Here is a 20,309-nt window from a genome sequence, read left to right on the forward strand (position 1 = left end):
CTCCCTTTTTTATTTACAAATAACATAATCGCAGTACATCGCCTGTCTTTGTTGTAACCCGTATTTACAAGAAATTGGTAGGCTCCTATTAAAAACATGTCCATAATACAAATCAACTTGAGATTATGATGGGTTAAGTGGCTTTAATAATAATGTCAAACAAGCTCCCAAAACAAAAGGGAAGGTCAAAGCAATAATGTTGAATTTCATCATAAGAACCGTAAAAATTACGGAGAACACAACGGATAGCATTGCGCTAAAAAAATTTTTATAATCCTTTCCGGCAAAAACTATTGCGCACAGTACAGCATTGTAACTTATCAATCCGTTAGCTATTGTTTCTGTTGGTACAAAAGGATAAGCAAGAATTCCTGCTAAAAGCGCCCCCGTCAAACCATATATGCCGGCAATTGGAGAATGAATGAATACCCCAAGTATAAATAAGCCCCCGGACCAAATACCGACTTGAAAAATGACTTGTCCAAATCCTTTAACAGCAAATAAATAATTGTCTATTTGAGAGGAGGTGAACAATGTTTTATCATTTAAAATGCTTGGATAAACATAGATTGCCAAATAGATAAAAAACCAAGTAACCAATACAAAGGGTAAAGTAAACACGGGTATTTTGCGTTTGAAAAAGAAGTGCTGAATCACAACTGCCATTACTGAACCTAACATAATAATAATCCAACTAAGCAAAACAGGTTTAAAAAACAGCATGACAGCTACACCCACCAAAGCAGGACTGAATCCATATAAGCCTTTTTCTATATTATCTTTTTCGTATTTGAATAGATGAGCGGTAACAGTAGCAGTTGATGTTGCCAAAATTGCGCCTAATCCCATATATGTAGAGCCAAAGAATATACCAAGCAAAAAAAGCATACCGGTATAAATGTTTTCTTGCAGCATAATCTGACTGATGCTGTTAAAACCACTTTTTATGAATTTTGAAATAGAAATTTCCATTTTGGAAGTTTATTAACGATTGATACCCTATTTATTAATAATCGTCCACGGTATATCAGATTCAAAATCATATTTATTGCACATTGCCTTGACCTTTTAGCGTGCGGTATCGGTTGCGTTTTGCTTTTATTTTGCCCGATGTCATGGTTGAATTGCGGTTGCTGATATTAGCAATACGTTTTTTATATTGTTTCGTAAGTGTCGTACAAATTCTTGAAGTTTGCCGCCTTCACTCTGAAACCACTTCCGTGGTCGTGGGTTTTGCCATAGTTTTTGCCGGAATTGTACACACCAATTCTGATGTCAAACATTATTCCTCCCTTTTCAATTTCTTTCAAAAATTTGTCAAAGTCAAAATCCTTATAAATTTCGCCTGCGGTAAAATGATATTGATTTTTCTTTTTTACTGTTTTTGTATCTGCAAAAACCAAAAATAAATCTTTCATTTTTGAAGATGCCTTTTTCAAAGTTTCAAAATCCCACGAAACTGTTGAAAGATTTCTGTCTTTTAAGTCGCTGATTACAAGATCTAATTTTTTGTTTCGTCTATCAACTTTTAGTTTCATTTTGTACTTTGAATATATTGTTGATGCACGATGTCCAAAAACTGATGCATACAATTTTTTCTTGTTGGAATGGTTTTCATCGCGAATTTCCGCAAAATTTTCACGTAGATAAGAATTAGCTTGTTTAGGGTTGTCAGGTGATTTGGTAAATAATGAAACGAAAGAACTGTTAAAAAGTCTTTTGCTTTTTACTTCAAACCCTTTAAAATCAGCTTCTTTTTTATTATTTTCGGTAACGCCCAATAAATCTTCAAACGTATTTCCAATCCCACCATCCGTATTATTTGGTCTTGTACATTCTACAAAACCCAATTTTTTAATTCGGTTAAATTCTTTCTTCAACGTAACTAAATTCTTCATAAACTTTCTTTTGGTAATAAATCTTTTGGGCTGATTCCTAATGCCTTTGAAATTTTGTTAATGTGGTTAAGGTTGTATTTTGAATTGTATTTTAAACTCTCTATTTTACCTATAAAACCAAACGACACACCAATCCTGTCAGATAATTCGGCTTGTGAAACTTTTTTTTCTGTTCTAGATTCCCTTACTTTGTTGATGACAAATAATTCTATTTCTGTTAGCATATTTTCTATTAGGAAACTTACGAACTTCTATTATATGGTGTATTTTTGCAACTTACTATGAGTAAGTGTTTTTTTAAATGGAAGTAAATAAAGTCTATAACGAAAGTTGTTTGGATACGCTCAAGCGCATTCCTGACAATTCCATTGATTTGGTTATAACATCGCCACCTTACAATATGAATTTGCGAATCCGTAATGGTGAGTATTGTTCACGTCAAATTGTAAAAGAGTTTAGTACCAAATATGAAGGATTTGATGATAATTTGCCAATCGAAGAATATTTTAAATTTCATTTAAGTGTCTTAAAAGAATTGCTAAGAACTTCAAATGTTATTTTTTACAATATTCAAATTGTTACAGGCAGTAAAAGAGCAATTTTTAAGATAATAGGAGAATTATCTGATTATTTGAAAGATATAATTGTTTGGGACAAAGGCTATGCACAACCTGCAATGGCTCCAAAAGTTTTAAATCGTAGAACAGAATTGATTTTAGTTTTTGACAGAGATAACGGTATTAGTCGTCAGTTTGAGAAAGCTAACTTTGAAAGAGGTACGTTAGACGATTTATGGCTAATTAAAAGAGGTAAAAAAGTCATAGATAGTCATTCTGCTGTTTTTCCTGAAGAATTAGTTAAAACAATAATTGAAAATTTTTCTAATGAAGGCGATTTGGTTTATGACCCATTTATGGGAACGGGAACTACTGCGATTGTCGCAAAGAAATTAAATCGTAATTATTTAGGAAGTGAATTGACAGAAAAATATTTCAAAGTCATAAGCGAAAGATTGCAAGTATTTGAAAATGAACTTTTTTAAGTATTTCGTTTAAGATACACTTTTTTGCCTATTCATAGTTGGTAACAACACCAAGCACGTTAAAAAAAACATTTATTGCACATTGCCTTGCCCTTTGAGTGTGCGGTATCGGTTGCGGGCTTCAAATGAATACAAGCTGCCACTATAGTCTAATAGAATTTTCTCATAGGTTTCTATTGCTTTTTGTTTGTCGCCCAACCTGAAATCATAGAGTCTGGCTAATGAAATCAAGGCATCGTCTGCCAAAATATCAAAGTAATATTTCTGTACCAAGTCTTTGTAAAGACTTACGGCTGAATCAAGATTGCCGGTTTTTTCGGCTATTCGGGCTTTCAGAAAAAGGATGTCATCTGAAAGCTCATTATAGCTGTATGTTGCTTGCAAAGAATCAAGCACCGCAATACTTTGAGAAATCTTATTCTGAAACAGTAAAAATTCTGCACGCGCATACATTTTCAAGGGTTCTTCGGTGGTGTCAAGCCCTGTGTTTTCAATAATTTGCAAGGACAATTCTATCGCATTATTTGAAATTAACTGTGTTGTAGCGCCTTTGAGCACTTCAAGTTGTGTGAGCGCCCATTCAAAATCTCCACGGAAATAACAAAGTCTTGCAAACTTAAATCGCGCTTCTTGTCCCAGAGGGTCATCCTTAAAATCGGTTTCAATTTGTTTGTAGAGCAAGTGAGCATCCCATTCTTCACCGGCAATCAGATAAGCATCTGCTAATTTGAGTTTGGCAGAACCTTTTTGTAGCTTAGACAAGGAACCTGTTTCTATGTATTTTTGGAGTTCTGCTATTCCTTTTTGAGGCTGATTCAGATATTGAATATAAAGGTCTGCAAGGTCAAGACGGGCGTTTTCTGCTCCGGGCAAATACCCTCTGTTTTCAAGGAAAACAATATAATCCTGTGCCAGTTTTTCTAATTCTTGTTTGTCAGCTCCGGCACCTTTTTGGATTTTGAGCAAGCGGGTTTTGAGCATTCCGCTCATGGCGTTGTTGTAATAATAAAAATCCTCGCCCCTTTCCACCAGATTTTGATAGCATTTGATAGCGGTTGCATATGCCTCGTTGTCCAAACAAGTTTGAGCGAGTTCAATCAGTTTGCGCCCTGATTTTCCGCTACGCAAGTCTAATGCGCGTGTTTGCAAAAAGGCTCCTTCCCAGTCTTTTTGTTGCACAAAAGTCCAGAACAGCAATTCTTGATAGGCTTCATTGTCCGGGTTTTTTTGCAGTCGGGAAATAAGCTCTTTTTTAAGTTGTTCATAGTGTTTGTCTTCGGTCAGATAGAGCTGCAACCTCGATTTGACCTGATCCAAGTAAAAGGAATTGAATTCGAGATATTGCAAATATTCGCCAAACACAGCCCCATATTCGCCTTTGTTTGCATACAAATCCGCCAACTCCATGGTATAAGCCCGATCGTTTTTGCTGTATTTACGCGCCTCCATATAGGTTTGGATTGCCAAATCTGTATAACCCCTTTTTTCAAAGGCAGTGGCTACTTGAGGCGCTTGTCCTTTGTAATAAATATTTTCATCTGAGAGTAATTCCGAAAAAACCTTCTGGGCTTTTTTGTTATCTCCCGATTTGTCCAAAGTCCAACCCATATCAACCTTAAGTGCGGGGTTGTCAGGAAAATGCTTAGATTGTTTCTGGGTAAATTTTATGGCATCCTTGTAATTATCAAGTTTTACCAAACATTGCAGGTAGTTTTCGTAATAGGTATAAGAATAGCGGTTTTTGCTGAGCAATTCTTCATACAGTGTCAATGCTTTCTCGTATTCACCCGAAGCAAAATACGTGGCAGCAAGCCTTTCTTTGTTGTCATTTGGGTTTGATTGGGCAAAAGCGTGTTGCAATCCTGCCAAGGTCAGTACCACCGAAACGACACACAGTCTGCTATAAAACACAAATTTTGTCAAATGAATTTAGATTTCTGCTTCCACAGCCCTCACTTCGGGCACCATACGCTTGAGCAAGCTTTCTATACCTGCTTTCAACGTAAATGTAGATGAAGGACAGCCGCTGCAAGAGCCTTTCATGACAACTGTTACAACACCATCGTGAAAAGATTTGAATGAAATTGCCCCCCCGTCCATTTCAACGGCAGGTTTTACATGGTCGTCTAACAGTTGCTTGATTTTCATAACCACTTCACTTTCTTCTTCATCGCTCAAAGAGTGTGATTGGGACACTATTTCAATACCGCTTTCGACTAAGTTCTTCACCGCTTCTTTAATAACAGGAGCAAGCTCTTGCCAATCTGCAGAGGGTTTTTTGGTAACAGAAACAAAGTTATTCATAATAAAAATGCCATCCACATCCGAGTATGCAAAAAGAGCAAGTGCGAGGGGAGAGTTACTTGCGTCTGATTTGCTTCTAAAATCGGCACTGTCATTGGGTAATATCATTTTGTTAAGAACAAATTTCAAAGAGTCGGGATTGGGTGTTCCTTCAACAAAAACGCTGATTGTTTGTAGGTTCATCATTTTTTTGATAGATAATTAAATTGACTTGCAAAGATACTGTACAAAACACCACAAAAGTCTATGCAATGATTGATAATAAACATCCTTTTGTCGAACCGTCAAGGAGCATATTGTTTGTGTGGTGGGTGAATATAGTAAGCTGCGGTTTGAAGAAAACAGACATTAATCAAAATTCCTAAAAGTATTTGTTTTTGCAAAGTTTTAGGAATTTAGTTTACCTTAGTCTTATGAAAGAAATACCCAGAAAACGGTATTTAGAAACACTTCAAGTACTCAAAGACAAGAATTTAATTAAGGTTGCCACGGGCGTTAGGCGTTGTGGTAAATCAACTTTAATGACACAATTTCAAGACTTGTTGCGTAAAGAAAATGCCAAAGTCTCCATTTTGGCAATCAATATGGATATGTCCGAATTTCGGTTTTTGGCAGAAAAAAATAAACGCATTGGATTGGCTGACAAAGACAGAAATATAAGGGCGAAACTCACAGCGGTTTGAACACAAGCAGGAGTAAATTGCACCGTTTGAACTTTTGTGATAAAAACCGCCACTTCGCAAAGCCGCGAAATGTTAAGAACAAATTTCAAAGAGTCGGGATTGGGTGTTCCTTCAACAAAAACACGCCTATTGTTACCTAATGTGTACTTGGTGGAGTGGGTTTTTAGTCTATGGTAGCAACTTCAATTTTATATCTAACAAGGAAAATATTACCCCTATCCCTGTAATTAAATGACAGGATGTTATCTTTAAAACTAACACCAATTAACTCCATAAGGCTATCAGGGTTTGGAAAAAACTCGTAGTTATTTAACACTGTATATCCTATGCTTTTATATTCTGAATCAAATACCTCTATGCAAAACTGGTTATCCACCCTAAAAAACACCATAATATGATTACTATTAATATCTTTGTTAATCCCGAGAATATAATAATTGCAATATAAGGCTTCATTGTAAGAAAGATTTTCAAGTATGTTTTCTTTTTTCAGGGTATTTTTGTCCCTTACTATATCAATCAGGACAGCATTGGAATCAACAAAGTAATAGTCATAAGTACCAAAAGAATACGTCAAATGCTCATTTATTCTTTTTATTTTAATATAAGCATTAAAAATTTCTCTCTGTTTAAAATTTTTGGGGTATGGGAATTTGCACAAAGAATTGAATACATAACAAGAATCCTTGTTAAGAGAAAACTTGCCGATACAGTAGTCTAAATCCTTGTCTGTACTTTCTGTTTCATACGGTGTCAAATAGCTGTACATTACACCCGAATTATCAATAAGAAAGCCAAAATCCACTCCTGCAACAATACGTTTACCTTTCGTATTGTATAGGTCGTCATCTAAAATGGGAATGTATTCAATGAAATTTAGCTCTCTGTCAAACTTTAAGATCACGGATAGCTGATTACCAACCACTTCGCCTTTTTTTATAGTATCTCGTTTGCCAATATCGTTAATAAATGTATGGTCGGCTTGGTTTACCCTGTGAGCAAAAAAATTAGCTGCAATAAATATGTTAGAATCTCCAATATAGGCGCTTGTGAAAAAAGAAGCCTCCTTAGCTATTCTCTTTAATGAGCCTGCGTGCGATTTGGCAATATTGCAATCCTCCTCATTCTTTGAATAGTATTTGCAGTAAACCTCTATCGGGTTAAAAAAATTGCATGGGTATTCTTTTAAGGTTAGTTTTTTGTTTGCATAGTCAAGCAGGATGATCTTATTGTAATAATCATCTAACAGCAAAACCTTATTTGAATCAATCACTTCAATTCCATTATTATCCGAAAAAACCTTTTTCCGTATGTTGGTTTTATCTAACAATGTTATTTCTACGTTGGTTTTTCCTTGCTCACAAGTGATTTTATCCTTAAACTCGGACAGATTATCGTCCCATTTGCATGTGCCTAAAGCTATCGGAATACCTGATTTGTAAAAGCGGTATTTTGCCAACCCTTTTACATCAGGAAACGAATTGAAAAGCGAATCAGACAATATAATATTGATGTTCCAAAGGTTTGTATCTACTACAAACCGAGATTTAAACTCCGCTTGTTCTTTACTATTTTCAAAAACATATTCAGGCAGAACAATGTTTACAGTATTCTTTACCTTTGGCAAAATATCATTGCACACATTCAGGAAATATGTAATGTTGTTAAAGTAAGATTGGGCGGTGTTATCAATATCAAAGTAAACAAACAAGGTTATGCAATCAGTATGTTTGTTTATGGGCTTGGGAGTATTCCCATTTATTGAGTATCCCGTTGAAGAAAATAAAAGGAGAGCAATAATAGCTCCCCTTTTAAACAGTTGTCGTAATCCCTCAATCATAATTCATAAGTTACATAAACACCTTCCTCGTCTTCACATTCGTATATTTCAGTCTGAATTTGATTCTCAGGGTCGAAATAGCCTGTTTCGGTTGGTAGCGCAAATGTCATCTCTAAGATGTCTCCCGAACCAGATAAATCTGCCCAAACTTTACCCCTGGCGCAAAGACCATCTTTCTTTCTGCACTTTCTCATAAACTTCCCTTGTCCGTAGCAGCTAACATCATAAACATAAGCATAAGGATTGCCATTTCTAACCTCTATATGCAAATAGGTAACTCCGTAGAAAACAGGGTTTGCATAAAATTGATTAAGATTTGTAATTGCATTACAATTTTGAGATTTTGCAACATTTGGCACTAAGGCTAAAACAAAACTTGCAACAAGCAGTTTAAAGCCTTTTTGAATTTTTGGAGATTTAAATAACTTTTTCATTTTTCTGATTTATTAAGTTTTTAAAATAGAGAATTGACCGCTCTCGTGTGCGGGGCTAACCCCTTTTTATTGGCTTGGTGCTTAGTTGCCATGTTTCACCTTTTTTGGCTTTCTGTCCTGTGCAAAAGAGCAGTTTTGTTTTTGCTTCGCTTTTGTGTTTTTGCTGGAAGCCTGTTTTGCTCTTTGTTGCCTTGCTCTGTCCGCCTTTGGTCTGCAGCCCGCAGGTTTTCAAAACCTTTTGACAAATTACCACCAATCGTTACTTTGTTTTTTAATTGTTTAAGTAAAGCAAAGCTACCCCCCCCCCTTGTAAAAAACCAAATAAAAACAAATTACTTATCAACAAAACTTCAACAGTAGCCAACTGTATTACCAAACCATTCACAGTAAAAAGATAATAGGAGGCTACCTTAGCCGCCTGCCCGAAAGCACCTACACGTTTTACAAAGACTCTTTGGGCATTGACTCAACAGGCTACCCAAGCGCAAAAACACGCCTGTTGTTTCCTAATGTGTTTTCTTAAAATTGAAATGAAGGGAATTATTTATTCTGACTAAAAACCTCAATCGCTAAAATACCATATCTTTCTTCTACAATATTTGCTCCTAAATGAGATGGAATTTCATCCAATAAATTTGCTTGGAGCAGGAGAACTCTATCTCCATCTTCCCACTCTGCCGGAGTCTTAAAAACCATTGCTTGATTGTATTTTCGTTGATACATTTCTTTATAAAAAACAGGAATTGCTTTGTATGCGAATTGAGTACTCATAATGTATCCTGCATAGTTCTTCCCATTTTGGATTCCTTCTTTTAAAAAAAATGCTATTTGATTGGATTCTGTACAGTACTCACAAGTAGGGATACCCTTCAGTATATTTTCTGAAATTTGTTTTCCAGATATTAGGATAACAATAATGCAAAAGACCGGAAAGCTTTTTTGCAAGACTTTAGAATGAGACTGTTTGTATTTCTGTTCCAATTCACAAAATAGCAACCCACCCAAGATAGCAGTCAGAGGAAACATAGGTACATCATACCATACTAACTTTGTTTTTGCTATGCTGATGAAAAAGAGCCAAGAAAAGTTTAAAACCCCAAAATACACCAAGGGAGTGAGCCAAATGTGTTTTCTTTTGATAGTAAAAAGCCGCAAGGTGTAAGAAAGTAAAATAATAGGAACCCATGGCAATGCTCTTTCACTTAGCAATCCAATGAGATAGTAATTCCATGCTCCGCTATTTCCCTCCTTTACTTTGTTAAATCTGCCTCCCAGCTCATTGTCATAAATAACTTGTAAAAATCCCTGTGAATGATACTCTCTGTACCCGTAATAAAGTATAATCACTAAGAGAGAAGATAAGAGTACGATCCAGAAAACAGGCATACGAGTGATGGAAAAAATTTTTCCGGAAAATAAAGCATAAAGAAACAATCCGGGAAGGAACATAAATGCGGTAATCCCTTTGCTCAATACACTCAATGTAAAAAATATAAAAAAGAGGAAAAGAGAGTTTTTATCCTCCTTTTTTAAGAATTTGTAAAAATAGAGAATAAACAAGGTTGCAAACAGGGTCAAAAAACCTTCATAATCCCCCGTTCGCACTCCGTGGTAACCATTGTAACCCGATATGGAAAGCAGGATGGAAACAGCGATAAAAGCTCCCCAATAGCTTTTGTATTCATGGATAAAAAAACGGAAGACCCCCAAACATAATAGCAAAGCTGCAAGAGCGGTTGGAAGTCTAAGCGCAAACTCACTGATTCCCAATACTGCAAAAGAAAGAGATTGAGTGGCAACAAGAAGAGAGGGCTTTGTGTTCCACAAATCCACCTCGCCTTCATAGGTTGTAATGAATGGATTTTTGTGGTCTAACATTTCCACTGCATTTACCGCTTGTCTGCTTTCATCCCAACACGCCAGAGGGTCTGTTACCAAATTTGCAAAAAGAGCAATGCTTGCAAGGAAAAAGAAAGAAAAATAAGCCCAATATTTTTGTATGGTAACAAACATTGATAAGCAAAAGCAATATTGGAGATTTTTGCTGATGTACACAAATGTAATTGCACCTGTACTTTTGCAGAACAAGTAGAGAATATTGTTGTGGAATGTGACGGGGGTGGGGGAAATGGCGATTAACCAAAGGTTTAATTCCGAATCCCCAACTATTTTACTCTTAGGAAAATTACTATTGCACAATATCTTTGCGGCTGTAATCGATGCGTATCATTATCAAATCAATTTTATTGGGTTCTTTTCTATTATTGGGAATGGTAGGAACTTTGTTTTCTCAAACATCCGGGAAAAAACCACGTTCACAAAGCAAAAGATTTACAAAGGAACCTAACTTACCGGTAGTACAACTCGAATTTAACTATGCTTTTCATCAGCCCTTTGGCTTACTGAATGAGCGTTTTACCAATTTTAGCGGATTTGGTGCCGGAGCAAGCTATCGCTGGGAAAACAAATGGATGGCAGGTTTCAACTTCGGTGCGATGTGGGGGGGCGGTGTCAAAGACAATGCAGCCTTAGATACGATAATAGGTCCTTCGCAAAACCTGATTGACAATAATGGAAATTTGGCTATCATCAGGCTTTTCTCGAGGGGATATCACACAAATGCTTATGTGGGCTATTTACTTAACTTGAAAAAGAAAAACCCCAATTCGGGCATTGTTTTCCGAGCCGGTGCCGGATATTTGGAACACAAAATCAAGTATCAGCACACGATGAATATCATGCCGCAGTTGGAGAATGGTATGTACAAAGGCTATGACAGACTCACAAGTGGGTGGATGCTAACGCAGTTTATAGGTTATCAATATAGTTCCTATTTAAGGAAGATACATTTTTGGGGTGGAATTGAATTCTCCGAAGGGTTTACCAAAAACCGCAGAGGCTTTAATTACGACACCCGTCAGTTTGATACTAAGTTGAGGCACGACAATTTGATAAGCTTTCGCCTCGGATTTATGATTCCTATTTACAGCTACGGAAGAGGCGAAAAAGAAGGCACTGAAATTTATTTTGATTGATATGTTTGGGTTGTTGTATCGCATAGGTATTGAATTGTATTTTTTGCTTGTGCGTATAGTTTCGCCTTTTAACAAAAAAGCGACACTTTTTCTTATCGGGCGCGCGAAAACATTCGCTTCATTAGCCGCACTGCCACCCAAATCAAGCAGTAGAATTTGGTTTCACTGCGCTTCTTTGGGCGAGTTTGAGCAAGTAAAACCGATAATCGAAAAACTCAAACAAAAACAACCCCACGTATTTATTGCTGTTTCATTCTTTTCCCCATCGGGATACGAATCATCTAAACAATACAAACACGCAGACTGGATGGGCTATCTGCCAAAGGATACCAAACAAAATGCAAGAAAATTTATCAATCTGCTGCAACCTGACAAAGCTGTTTATGTGAAATATGAAATCTGGTATTTTTTGCTCAAAGAGCTTCATAAATACGCCCTTGCCACCTATCTTATTTCCGCCAAATTCCGAGAAGGCGGGTTGTTGAACCCTTTAATCAAACCGTATTTCCTGCCCTTGCTCAAAGGCATCAAGAAGATTTATTTGCAAGACAACAGTTCGTATGTATTGCTCAAAAAGGAAGGATTTACACAAATTGAATTATCGGGTGATACAAGGGTGGACAGGGTGTTGGGAATAGCCGCACAGGATTTTGACACAAGTCAGTTTCAGTCCTTTATACAGGGTTGCAAAGTGTTGATGGGCGGAAGCACTTGGCAACACGAAGAAAATTTGTTGTTGGAGGCTTTGGCAAAACTTCCCCTGTTTGTCAAGTTAATCATTGCCCCACACGATATCAAACGCAGTGCAGAAATTCAGAAAAAATTTGCAAAATATAGCACCGCATTATTTTCACAATGGAACGCAGAAGCAGAAACAAGGGTTCTGATAATAGACAGCATAGGTAACTTATCAAAGCTATACAGAATTGCCAATATTGCCTTGGTTGGAGGGGGTTATCACAACGCATTGCACAATATTTATGAACCGTCTGTATATGGTATTCCGGTGCTCTATGGCAACAATGCGCCCAAATACCCTGAAGCCTCATTGTTTGCGGAGAAAGGAATAGGTTTTCAGGTAACAACTTCCGGGGAAATTTACAATTATACCCTTGCTGCGGATTCGTTTTACAAAGAGGTCAAGGATAAATCCATAAGATTTTTCAACGAAAACAAAGGTATTTGCCTGCGGATATCTAATGAGTTGTTGGGGTAAATTTGTGTATTAAACCTGAAACATAGCTTGCGGTTTTTCTGTCTTATTTGTTTATTTTTGCATGACTTCACGAAAAGAGTAAAAGTAACATGGAATTAACAGGAAAAATCATCAAAGTATTGCCAATGCAGTCTGGAACAAGCACTAAGGGAGAATGGAGAAAACAGGAATTTGTAATTGAAGTTCCCGGAACATATCCCAAAAAAGTAGCTCTGTCTGCTTGGAATGAAAAAGCACAAGAAGTTCAATCCTTAGGTTTGGGACAAGAAATCAAAGCCCAGATTGATATTGAATCCAGAGAATACAACGAAAGATGGTACACAGACATCAGAGCATGGAAGATAGAAAAAGCAGGTACTACTACAACTGCCCCAAGCAGCAATGCTCCAACCAATAACAATGCAGTCAACAACCCATCCCCGTTTGACTCTCCGGCTGACCAAAACAACAATCCTTTTGGTGACAACAACGACCCCTCAAAATCTCAAGAAGACGACCTGCCATTCTAAGCAGTAACGATATTTTAGTATGAAAAGGGAGCAAGTGTTTGTTCCCTTTTTTTTGCATTAAACTTTAATCCTTATTAAATCTCTTATAAATCCTGCGTTTGCGCACTTTATTTTGCTTAAATAGAAAATAGAATGAAAACGAACCGCTTTCAGAACCTGATAAGTATAAAATGCTCTCAGATATCGTTTTTCCAAATCAAAATTACTTAGCTCCTTAGATTCAACAATCACTTTCAGTATATCAAATGCTTGCTTCATTTCGGTTTTATTGCAGGAGCGCATATCTCTCAAAAACTTGTTTAATGCGTGAATTTGCTTGTCATCACAAGTAATTCCGATTTGCTGTAATTTTTGTTTTTGGGTATAAAGCTGCTCATCAATCGTATGTTCAAAATCGGGTTTCTGAGCAGATTGAACCAAACGGTATTTAACCAAAGGCTGCTCAATGATTCCTATATCCCCCTTTTGACTTAACAACCACAAATAAGCAAAATCTTGTGTGCGTTTAAGAAAAAGGTCAAAACCAATATCCTCATATTTCCTTGCCATACAGGAGCTAAAGAAAACGGGTTGTTTAAAAAAAAGAATATGTTTGATTAGTGCAGGCTTGTTAGGGAATCGGGCAACATAACTATGAGAATCATCAAACACTGTAACATCCGTGAAACACGCACTCATACGGGGCTTAGCTGCCATAAATTGCACTTGTTTTTCAATCCTTTCGGGACAGGCAATATCATCAGCATCTAACCAAGCTACTAAAGTGCCGGTAGATTTTTGCAAAAGTTCGTTTCTGGACACGGGAATCCCTAATCTTGAATCATGTGTAAATACGCAAATCCTATTGTCATCAAATGATTGAATGATTTGAGCCGTATTGTCGTCAGAGCCGTCATTGCAAATGAGTAATTCAAAATGGGAATAGCTTTGATTGAGAACAGATTGAATGGCTTCTGCAATGAATTTTTCCCCATTGTAAACAGGCATAAGAACCGATACCAAGGGGGTAGGCTGCATTTGATTTATTGAGATTGTTTGAACACTTCGTAAGCCAAAATCCCTGCGGCAACAGACACGTTAAGACTATCCAAATCTCCGGTCCTAGGAATTTGAACTAAGTTGTCACAAAGTTTGAGTACAGCATTTGAAATACCTTCGTCCTCTGACCCCACAACCAAAGCCACCGGAGCGCTCAGGTCAATATCCCAAATGGGTTTTTCGGCTTTTTCGGAAGCACCCACTATGCGCAAACCCGAATGTTTCATAAAAAAAACAGCTTGTTTGAGAACATGTGTTCTACACACAGGAATTTTGAGTAAAGCTCCTGCAGATGCCTTGACCGCTTCTTCATTGAATCTTGCATTGCCTCTTGCAGGAATAACCAAAGCATGGAAGCCCAAAAACAATGCAGTCCGGGCAATAGCACCAAAATTTCTAACATCAGTAACACCGTCTAACACCATGATTTTGGGAGCTTCTCCCCTTTCGATAATATCAGGAATCAAATTTTCGATGTCTCCATAAGCAATCGGGCTGATATATGCTACAACTCCTTGATGGTTGCGTGTTCCGGCTATGCGGTCAAGTTTGCGCGAATCCACCACAAAACAGGGTATTTTTAATCCTCTGCTCTTTTTGATAAGCTCTTTTATTCCTTGTCCTGAAATATCGTCTTTAACAAAAACCTTCTCAACATTATCGGGGTTTTCCAAAGCTTCTTCTACGGGATGGATGCCATATATAACCAGGTTATCTTTTTCTTGATGTGTCATCAGCGTTGCAAATGTAGCCGTTTTGCAGGTCAGTGAGAGACAAATTTAAGACCCGCAATAGAGGCAATTAAGGTTGTCAAAAAGAATAAACGCCAGAAGTCGGTAGGTTCATCAAAAACAAAAATCCCTACCAATACAGTTCCCACCGCACCAATTCCTGTCCAAACCGCATAGGCAGTGCCAATAGGAAGTGTTTGGGTTGCCTTTACCAACAAAATCATACTGACAGTAAGTGATACAACAAATCCGGTGTACCACCAGAATGATTCCATTCCCGTGGTTTCTTTGGCTTTGCCAAGACAAGATGCAAATCCTACTTCAAACAAACCCGCAATGATGATAAATACCCAATTCATTCGGCAAAAATCAATAAATTATATCGGATAATAAAACCGCTCGGAATGAACTCCGGTAAAAAACACTTACTTCTCAATCAACCACAAACCAAACATCAAAGCAGCTATTCCCAAAACAACACTTGCAATGGTATAGGTAGCAAAATTCAGGTATTGTCCATCGTGCAACAACCTGATATTGTCGGCAGCAAAGGTTGAAAAAGTGGTGTAACCTCCACAGAATCCGGTAATCACAAATAAGCGCCATTCCAGACCAAACCAATCGGTTTGTTCCAGCAATCCAAAAGCAATTCCAATCAGCAAACACCCCAAAATATTGACCGCAAAAGTGCCAAATGGAAATACTGAAGGAATGAGCTTTGAAGCGGCCATATCGGTCAGAAAACGGCAGATACTTCCTAAGGCTCCTCCTATCCCTATGATTAACAACATTCTGAACATCGTTCTTTCAATAATTGCGACAAAAATACTGTTAATCATGCTAATCTGTTTATAATAACAAAGCTTAGTTTTTTTATAAAACCCATCCTTTGAATTACCTTTGCAGCATGAATATCCTCATCTTGGGTACAGGCGCAAGAGAACACGTTTTTGCATGGAAAATCAGCCAAAGCCCATTGTGTACCAAGCTTTATATTGCAAGCGGCAATGCAGGAACCGCACAACACGGCACAAACATTAATATCAACCCGAATGATTTTGAATCCATAGCAGCTTTTTGTATTGAAAAAAAGATTGATTTGGTAGTACCCGGAAATGAAGATCCCTTGGTAATGGGAATTACAGATTATCTTGAGAAAAAGATTGAAGGAATCATGGTGGCGGGACCCTCCAAAAAAGGAGCGCAATTAGAAGGAAGTAAGGATTTTGCCAAAGAGTTTATGCTCAAACATAATATTCCGACAGCGCGTTTCTCGACCTTTACTAAATCAACCATTAGCCAAGCCTATCAGTTCTTGGAAACACTCACAGCACCTTATGTACTTAAAGCGGATGGTCTTGCTGCCGGAAAAGGGGTTTTGATTTGTGCTACACTCGAAGAGGCAAAAACGAATTTGGCTGACATGCTCGAAAACAATAGATTTGGCAAAGCTTCTGAAAAAGTAGTGATTGAAGAATTTTTGACCGGAATAGAACTTTCTTGCTTTGTTTTGACAGACGGAAAAAACTATGTGCTTTTGCCCGAAGCCAAAGATTACAAACGAATTGGCGAAGGTGATACAGGATTAAATACGGGAGGTATGGGCGCAGTTTCTCCGGTTCCTTTTGCAGACAAGCCATTTATGGATAAGGTCATTAACAATATTGTGAAACCTACCATTGCCGGTATTCGCAAAGACAAACTCAACTACAAAGGATTTATCTTTTTTGGATTGATAAACTATATGGGCGAACCCTATGTTATTGAATACAACGCTCGTATGGGAGATCCCGAAACCGAAGTGGTTATTCCTCGTGTTGAAAATGATTTGGTGGAACTGCTTGTTGCAAGCTGTACCAAAGGTCTTGACAAACATAAAATAAAAATCAAAAAAGAGGTTGCCACGACCGTTTTCACCGTAAGCGGAGGCTATCCGGCAGATTATAAAAAAGGAATGGAAATAACCGGTTTGGAATACATGAAAGATTGCCTTGCATTTCATGCCGGAACCCAAGAATCAAACGGCAAAATTATAACATCGGGAGGCAGGGTGATTGCGCTCACTGCGCTTGACAATAACATGATGGAGGCTTTGATTAAATCCTATAAAGCTGCACACACTGTTACATTCCAAGGCAAATATTACCGCAACGATATTGGCAAAGACCTGATAGATTATCTATAACTAATATGAGCCTCAACAATAAATATTCAAATATCTCCAACAAACTTCTGACATGGTTTTTCAGAGGATTGTTAATTGTTCTACCCATATCCGTTACCATTTATTTACTTATCTCCATTTTTTCGTGGCTTGATGGTTTATTGGGATTCAAACATACCGGACTTGGCGTCTTATTATTGTTTGCAATCATAATTGTAATCGGGATGTTTGGCACCAGCCTTATCACAAAACCGTTTATTAATTTGATAGAAACATTGATAGAGAAAACACCCGGAATCAAATTGATTTATACCTCTATCAAAGACTTATTAGCGGCATTTGTAGGTGACAAAAAGAAATTTAACAAACCGGTGATGATTAATGTAGAAGGAGAATCTGTTTACAAAATCGGATTTATAACCTCAGAAAGTCTTAAAGACTTGAATATGGAGGGTTATTGCTCGGTTTATATTCCTTTTTCTTATACATTTTCCGGTCATCTTTACATAGTACATACAAGCAAAATCAAGCCTATTGACGGCAACCCCGCAGATTTGATGAAGTTTGTGGCTTCCGGTGGTGTAACACAGCTATAAGAGTTAAGTGTAAAAAAAAAAGGTTTTCGACTTGTCGAAAACCCTTTTTTTGTGTGGGAGTTGAGGGGCTCGAACCCCCGACCCTCTGCTTGTAAGGCAGATGCTCTGAACCAACTGAGCTAAACTCCCTTTTTTAAAGAACTTCCCTTGTCTAAGGGGCTGCAAATATAAGTCTGTAATTCAATTTCCAAAAAAAAATTTAAGATATAAATTAGAGTGTTGATTTGTGCATTAGTTTTTTATGGGAGACACTACTCTTGTGTTGTTTTGCGTTTTCTTGTAGAAAGAAATTTTCATTTTGAAAAAAGCACTTAAAATCATAGCATTTTCGCTTTGTATCATTGCAGTTTCACTTACTGCAACGGTTTATTACATGTCAGATAAAATTCAACAGGTTTTATTAAAAGAAATCAATGAGCAACTTGCGGTAGAAGGCTCTTTCAAAAAAGTAGATATAACATTCTGGCAAACTTTCCCCAAAGTGGGATTGCGTATGGAAAAACTTACACTCAAGGAGTCGTCTCCTTTATTGAAAAAATTCTTATTAGAAGCGGATGAATTTTATCTCCAATTCAATTTGATAGAAGCCATTCTCGGCAAGTATGAGTTGGAAAAAGTTTCTGCCGATGATATTGTGATTCGCCTTGCTGTGAAAGGAGATAAAGAGAATTATATGCTCTTCAAAAGTAACAACACAGACTCCATCAATGACAAGAGAATTAAAATTGACTTAAAAGCCATTCATCTCAACAATGCCATTATTGAGTATCATGATTTACTAGATACCACCACTATTGTTTATGATTTCGATAGAATCAAATCAAAAGGTGAAATAGAAACGGATAAAATAAAGTTCAAGTTAGACGCAAAAGGCAAGGGCAACACATTTGTTCTTACAAATGATACGCTACCCATTGATAAAACAAGCACTTTGAATGTGCTTGTTGAATACAATATCCCAAAAGAAGAACTTGTGTTGAAGAATGGAAGTTTTAGCATTGATAAAACCGACTTTAACGTAGATGGCTTCTTTGTATTTGCCGATCGAGATTCAATGGATTTAAGATTTGAATCACATGAAAGCAAAATCAGCCGGATTGCAGGATTGATGCCCAAAGACATTGGAGATAAGTTGAGCAGTTTAAAGTCCGAGGGTGATTTGAATATCAAAGCCAGAATAGCCGGTGTTTTTGGAGGAAATAATATACCTACAACCGAAGCGCAACTTAAAATAAATGAGGGCAAAATCTTTCCTAATAAAGGTCAAAAACCGATGGAAAAAATTAACCTGAATGCCCATATTATTCTGAACAAGAACAAATCATACATTCAGATTCCGGTATTCAGTTTTAAACTTGGCGAACATTCTTTCAGTGGTAATTTTGATATGAATGGTTTGAGCGACCCTTATATTGACGGCAATTTTAAAGGTAAGATTGACCTTGGATATTTGAGAGATTTGTTTGATTTTGAGGGAGTTGAAATGTCGGGATTGATGAGTTGTGACTTTAATGTGAAAGGTAAAATTTCTGAACTTAGTACAGGCAAGCAGTTTCAGGAAAAAGGAATTTTTGGTATGATGCAATGGGAACAACTCTCCTTCAAAAGCAAAGATGAAGTGCTGAAAGACTGGGTCTTGACTGCGTGTGATGCAAGCTGGAAAATGAATGGAAATCAGATTTTTGCCAATAATATTATTGGAAAAGTAAACAATGCCGGCTTTAAGATGAACATCTCCTTAGACCATATTCTGCCTTATATTTTCAGCAATAGCAAAGCAGAAATATATGCAGATATTGCTGCTGATAAGATTGAATTACCCGCATCGCTTACAGGGCAAGGAGAAACGGGCGAGAGCGAAGCTGATACAACAACCGATTTATATACGATGTTTCCTGCAAATACCACAATTGATTTAACTTTTAATATCGCAGACTTTAAAGCACGTGGTGTATCAGTAGCAAATCTCAAAGGTTCCTTGTATGCCAGCGAAAGCCAAATCAAATTTAAAAAAGTTTCAGGCAAAAGTATTGAAGGGGAGTTTGAAGGCTCTGTTCTCATTCAAAAACGTGAAGACAACACCCTCTTTAGCAGTATTGACCTTGATGGTAAAGGATTGAACATTTATGAATTGTTTAAGACCTTTGATAATTTTGGGCAAGAAGAGATTACCTATAAAAACCTTGAAGGCAAACTCGATATCAATACCCAAATGGTACTCATCATTGGGAGAGATGGTTCGATGGCAAAAGAAAATATGTATGCATTTTCCGAACTCACAATAAAAAATGGGGTATTGAAAAACTACGAACCCATGAAGTCATTGTCTGATTATGCTGAAATATCTGAATTAGAAAATATCAAATTTGGGGTACTCACCAACACCATCGAAATCAAAGATGGAGAAATTAACTTCCCTTTTATGGATATGGGTAATAGTATTCTCAATATTAAAATCAAAGGAAATCACAAGTTTGATAACTATATGGATTACACTTTTAGGGTAAGATTATCAGATGCGTTGGCGGCTAAATATCATTTACGCTCTAAAAAGAATAAAGAAGATTTTGAGGACTTGGGTGAAAAAGGTGTTGCACTCTATATTCGAATGACGGGATATCCTGATAATCTGAAGTTTAACTTTGAAAAAGTAGGAATTAAACCATTGATAACCCAAGAGTCAGTTAAAACAGAAATTAAAAATGCTCGAGAAGAATTTAAACAAACCATAAAACAAGAATTTTCTATTGAAACAAGAGAAGAAAAGAAAAAACAAGAAGCTGAAAATGAGAAAGTTGATTGGGATGAATGAGTGGTTT

General features: G+C 37.0%; 20 protein-coding genes and 1 tRNA gene. 8 read left to right on the forward strand and 13 right to left on the reverse strand.

Annotated features, from left to right (window positions below; translation table 11 throughout):
- Window positions 1-123: 123 nt before the first annotated feature.
- The 3 genes from M9892_09205 to M9892_09215 form a co-directional block, all read right to left on the reverse strand.
- Window positions 124-972, reverse strand: a complete 849-nt coding sequence (locus tag M9892_09205) for an urea transporter (GenBank protein MCO5254527.1) — start codon at window positions 970-972, stop codon at window positions 124-126.
- 182 nt (window positions 973-1,154) lie between these two features.
- Entirely contained in the window at window positions 1,155-1,898 is a 744-nt protein-coding gene (locus M9892_09210) for an MvaI/BcnI family restriction endonuclease (protein MCO5254528.1), read from the reverse strand.
- Window positions 1,895-2,122, reverse strand: coding sequence for a helix-turn-helix domain-containing protein (locus M9892_09215; GenBank protein MCO5254529.1), 228 nt, complete (start codon window positions 2,120-2,122; stop codon window positions 1,895-1,897). The genes M9892_09210 and M9892_09215 overlap by 4 nt, the downstream gene beginning before the upstream one ends.
- 77 nt (window positions 2,123-2,199) lie before the next feature.
- Between M9892_09215 and M9892_09220 the strand changes: the two genes are divergently transcribed.
- The gene (locus M9892_09220; protein MCO5254530.1) at window positions 2,200-2,940 is read left to right on the forward strand and encodes a site-specific DNA-methyltransferase; all 741 of its coding nucleotides are present in this window, start codon (window positions 2,200-2,202) and stop codon (window positions 2,938-2,940) included.
- Window positions 2,941-3,012: 72 nt separating this feature from the next.
- Here the strand turns inward: M9892_09220 and M9892_09225 are convergent, their stop codons facing one another.
- Together M9892_09225 and M9892_09230 are read right to left on the reverse strand one after the other, a co-directional pair.
- Window positions 3,013-4,851: a tetratricopeptide repeat protein gene (locus M9892_09225; protein MCO5254531.1), complete on the reverse strand. Its 1,839-nt coding sequence runs from the start codon at window positions 4,849-4,851 to the stop codon at window positions 3,013-3,015.
- An 18-nt stretch (window positions 4,852-4,869) separates the two neighbouring features.
- Complete coding sequence (locus M9892_09230) at window positions 4,870-5,430, reverse strand: NifU family protein (protein MCO5254532.1); 561 nt, start codon at window positions 5,428-5,430, stop codon at window positions 4,870-4,872.
- A 227-nt stretch (window positions 5,431-5,657) separates the two neighbouring features.
- Between M9892_09230 and M9892_09235 the strand changes: the two genes are divergently transcribed.
- Entirely contained in the window at window positions 5,658-5,927 is a 270-nt protein-coding gene (locus M9892_09235) for an AAA family ATPase (protein MCO5254533.1), read from the forward strand.
- Window positions 5,928-6,090: 163 nt separating this feature from the next.
- On the opposite strand, the gene M9892_09240 is transcribed toward M9892_09235, so the two are convergent.
- From M9892_09240 to M9892_09250, 3 genes are all read right to left on the reverse strand, one after another.
- On the reverse strand, window positions 6,091-7,767 hold the full coding sequence (locus tag M9892_09240) for a hypothetical protein (protein ID MCO5254534.1): 1,677 nt from the start codon (window positions 7,765-7,767) through the stop codon (window positions 6,091-6,093).
- On the reverse strand, window positions 7,764-8,201 hold the full coding sequence (locus M9892_09245) for a hypothetical protein (GenBank protein MCO5254535.1): 438 nt from the start codon (window positions 8,199-8,201) through the stop codon (window positions 7,764-7,766). The genes M9892_09240 and M9892_09245 overlap by 4 nt, the downstream gene beginning before the upstream one ends.
- 540 nt (window positions 8,202-8,741) lie before the next feature.
- The gene (locus M9892_09250; protein ID MCO5254536.1) at window positions 8,742-10,214 is read right to left on the reverse strand and encodes a glycosyltransferase family 39 protein; all 1,473 of its coding nucleotides are present in this window, start codon (window positions 10,212-10,214) and stop codon (window positions 8,742-8,744) included.
- Between the two features lie 206 nt (window positions 10,215-10,420).
- On the opposite strand from M9892_09250, the gene M9892_09255 reads away from it, so the two are divergent.
- From M9892_09255 to M9892_09265, 3 genes are all read left to right on the forward strand, one after another.
- Window positions 10,421-11,236, forward strand: a complete 816-nt coding sequence (locus tag M9892_09255) for a hypothetical protein (GenBank protein ID MCO5254537.1) — start codon at window positions 10,421-10,423, stop codon at window positions 11,234-11,236.
- A gap of 1 nt (window position 11,237) precedes the next feature.
- Complete coding sequence (locus tag M9892_09260; protein MCO5254538.1) at window positions 11,238-12,452, forward strand: 3-deoxy-D-manno-octulosonic acid transferase; 1,215 nt, start codon at window positions 11,238-11,240, stop codon at window positions 12,450-12,452.
- 89 nt (window positions 12,453-12,541) lie between these two features.
- On the forward strand, window positions 12,542-12,961 hold the full coding sequence (locus tag M9892_09265) for a DUF3127 domain-containing protein (protein MCO5254539.1): 420 nt from the start codon (window positions 12,542-12,544) through the stop codon (window positions 12,959-12,961).
- A gap of 57 nt (window positions 12,962-13,018) precedes the next feature.
- On the opposite strand, the gene M9892_09270 is transcribed toward M9892_09265, so the two are convergent.
- The 4 genes from M9892_09270 to crcB form a co-directional block, all read right to left on the reverse strand.
- On the reverse strand, window positions 13,019-13,978 hold the full coding sequence (locus M9892_09270) for a glycosyltransferase (protein ID MCO5254540.1): 960 nt from the start codon (window positions 13,976-13,978) through the stop codon (window positions 13,019-13,021).
- A gap of 5 nt (window positions 13,979-13,983) precedes the next feature.
- On the reverse strand, window positions 13,984-14,733 hold the full coding sequence (gene rlmB / locus M9892_09275; GenBank protein MCO5254541.1) for a 23S rRNA (guanosine(2251)-2'-O)-methyltransferase RlmB: 750 nt from the start codon (window positions 14,731-14,733) through the stop codon (window positions 13,984-13,986).
- A gap of 29 nt (window positions 14,734-14,762) precedes the next feature.
- Complete coding sequence (locus tag M9892_09280) at window positions 14,763-15,089, reverse strand: multidrug efflux SMR transporter (GenBank protein MCO5254542.1); 327 nt, start codon at window positions 15,087-15,089, stop codon at window positions 14,763-14,765.
- Between the two features lie 66 nt (window positions 15,090-15,155).
- Window positions 15,156-15,569 (reverse strand): fluoride efflux transporter CrcB, encoded by a 414-nt coding sequence (gene crcB / locus M9892_09285; GenBank protein ID MCO5254543.1) that lies wholly within the window; start codon window positions 15,567-15,569, stop codon window positions 15,156-15,158.
- Between the two features lie 68 nt (window positions 15,570-15,637).
- Here crcB and purD point away from each other — a divergent pair, with 68 nt between their 5' ends.
- Both purD and M9892_09295 read left to right on the forward strand, forming a co-directional pair.
- Window positions 15,638-16,915: a phosphoribosylamine--glycine ligase gene (purD, locus tag M9892_09290; GenBank protein MCO5254544.1), complete on the forward strand. Its 1,278-nt coding sequence runs from the start codon at window positions 15,638-15,640 to the stop codon at window positions 16,913-16,915.
- A 5-nt stretch (window positions 16,916-16,920) separates the two neighbouring features.
- On the forward strand, window positions 16,921-17,490 hold the full coding sequence (locus M9892_09295) for a DUF502 domain-containing protein (GenBank protein ID MCO5254545.1): 570 nt from the start codon (window positions 16,921-16,923) through the stop codon (window positions 17,488-17,490).
- A 54-nt stretch (window positions 17,491-17,544) separates the two neighbouring features.
- Here the strand turns inward: M9892_09295 and M9892_09300 are convergent.
- Window positions 17,545-17,619, reverse strand: a tRNA-Val gene (locus tag M9892_09300).
- 169 nt (window positions 17,620-17,788) lie between these two features.
- Between M9892_09300 and M9892_09305 the strand changes: the two genes are divergently transcribed.
- Entirely contained in the window at window positions 17,789-20,302 is a 2,514-nt protein-coding gene (locus tag M9892_09305) for a hypothetical protein (protein ID MCO5254546.1), read from the forward strand.
- The last annotated feature ends 7 nt before the right edge of the window (window positions 20,303-20,309 follow it).

The sequence above is a fragment of the Bacteroidota bacterium genome (assembly GCA_023957335.1).
Taxonomy (GTDB): domain Bacteria; phylum Bacteroidota; class Bacteroidia; order NS11-12g; family UBA955; genus JALOAG01.

Bases quoted from the DNA above. Each gene is read 5' to 3' on its own strand.
- crcB (MCO5254543.1), bottom strand. From the start codon at position 15,569: ATGATTAACAGTATTTTTGTCGCAATTATTGAAAGAACGATGTTCAGA.
- purD (MCO5254544.1), top strand. From the start codon at position 15,638: ATGAATATCCTCATCTTGGGTACAGGCGCAAGAGAACACGTTTTTGCA.
- M9892_09245 (MCO5254535.1), bottom strand. From the start codon at position 8,201: ATGAAAAAGTTATTTAAATCTCCAAAAATTCAAAAAGGCTTTAAACTG.
- M9892_09210 (MCO5254528.1), bottom strand. From the start codon at position 1,898: ATGAAGAATTTAGTTACGTTGAAGAAAGAATTTAACCGAATTAAAAAA.
- M9892_09270 (MCO5254540.1), bottom strand. From the start codon at position 13,978: ATGCAGCCTACCCCCTTGGTATCGGTTCTTATGCCTGTTTACAATGGG.
- rlmB (MCO5254541.1), bottom strand. From the start codon at position 14,733: ATGACACATCAAGAAAAAGATAACCTGGTTATATATGGCATCCATCCC.
- M9892_09255 (MCO5254537.1), top strand. From the start codon at position 10,421: ATGCGTATCATTATCAAATCAATTTTATTGGGTTCTTTTCTATTATTG.
- M9892_09260 (MCO5254538.1), top strand. From the start codon at position 11,238: ATGTTTGGGTTGTTGTATCGCATAGGTATTGAATTGTATTTTTTGCTT.
- M9892_09295 (MCO5254545.1), top strand. From the start codon at position 16,921: ATGAGCCTCAACAATAAATATTCAAATATCTCCAACAAACTTCTGACA.
- M9892_09215 (MCO5254529.1), bottom strand. From the start codon at position 2,122: ATGCTAACAGAAATAGAATTATTTGTCATCAACAAAGTAAGGGAATCT.
- M9892_09265 (MCO5254539.1), top strand. From the start codon at position 12,542: ATGGAATTAACAGGAAAAATCATCAAAGTATTGCCAATGCAGTCTGGA.
- M9892_09235 (MCO5254533.1), top strand. From the start codon at position 5,658: ATGAAAGAAATACCCAGAAAACGGTATTTAGAAACACTTCAAGTACTC.
- M9892_09250 (MCO5254536.1), bottom strand. From the start codon at position 10,214: ATGTTTGTTACCATACAAAAATATTGGGCTTATTTTTCTTTCTTTTTC.
- M9892_09240 (MCO5254534.1), bottom strand. From the start codon at position 7,767: ATGATTGAGGGATTACGACAACTGTTTAAAAGGGGAGCTATTATTGCT.
- M9892_09205 (MCO5254527.1), bottom strand. From the start codon at position 972: ATGGAAATTTCTATTTCAAAATTCATAAAAAGTGGTTTTAACAGCATC.
- M9892_09280 (MCO5254542.1), bottom strand. From the start codon at position 15,089: ATGAATTGGGTATTTATCATCATTGCGGGTTTGTTTGAAGTAGGATTT.
- M9892_09220 (MCO5254530.1), top strand. From the start codon at position 2,200: ATGGAAGTAAATAAAGTCTATAACGAAAGTTGTTTGGATACGCTCAAG.
- M9892_09230 (MCO5254532.1), bottom strand. From the start codon at position 5,430: ATGATGAACCTACAAACAATCAGCGTTTTTGTTGAAGGAACACCCAAT.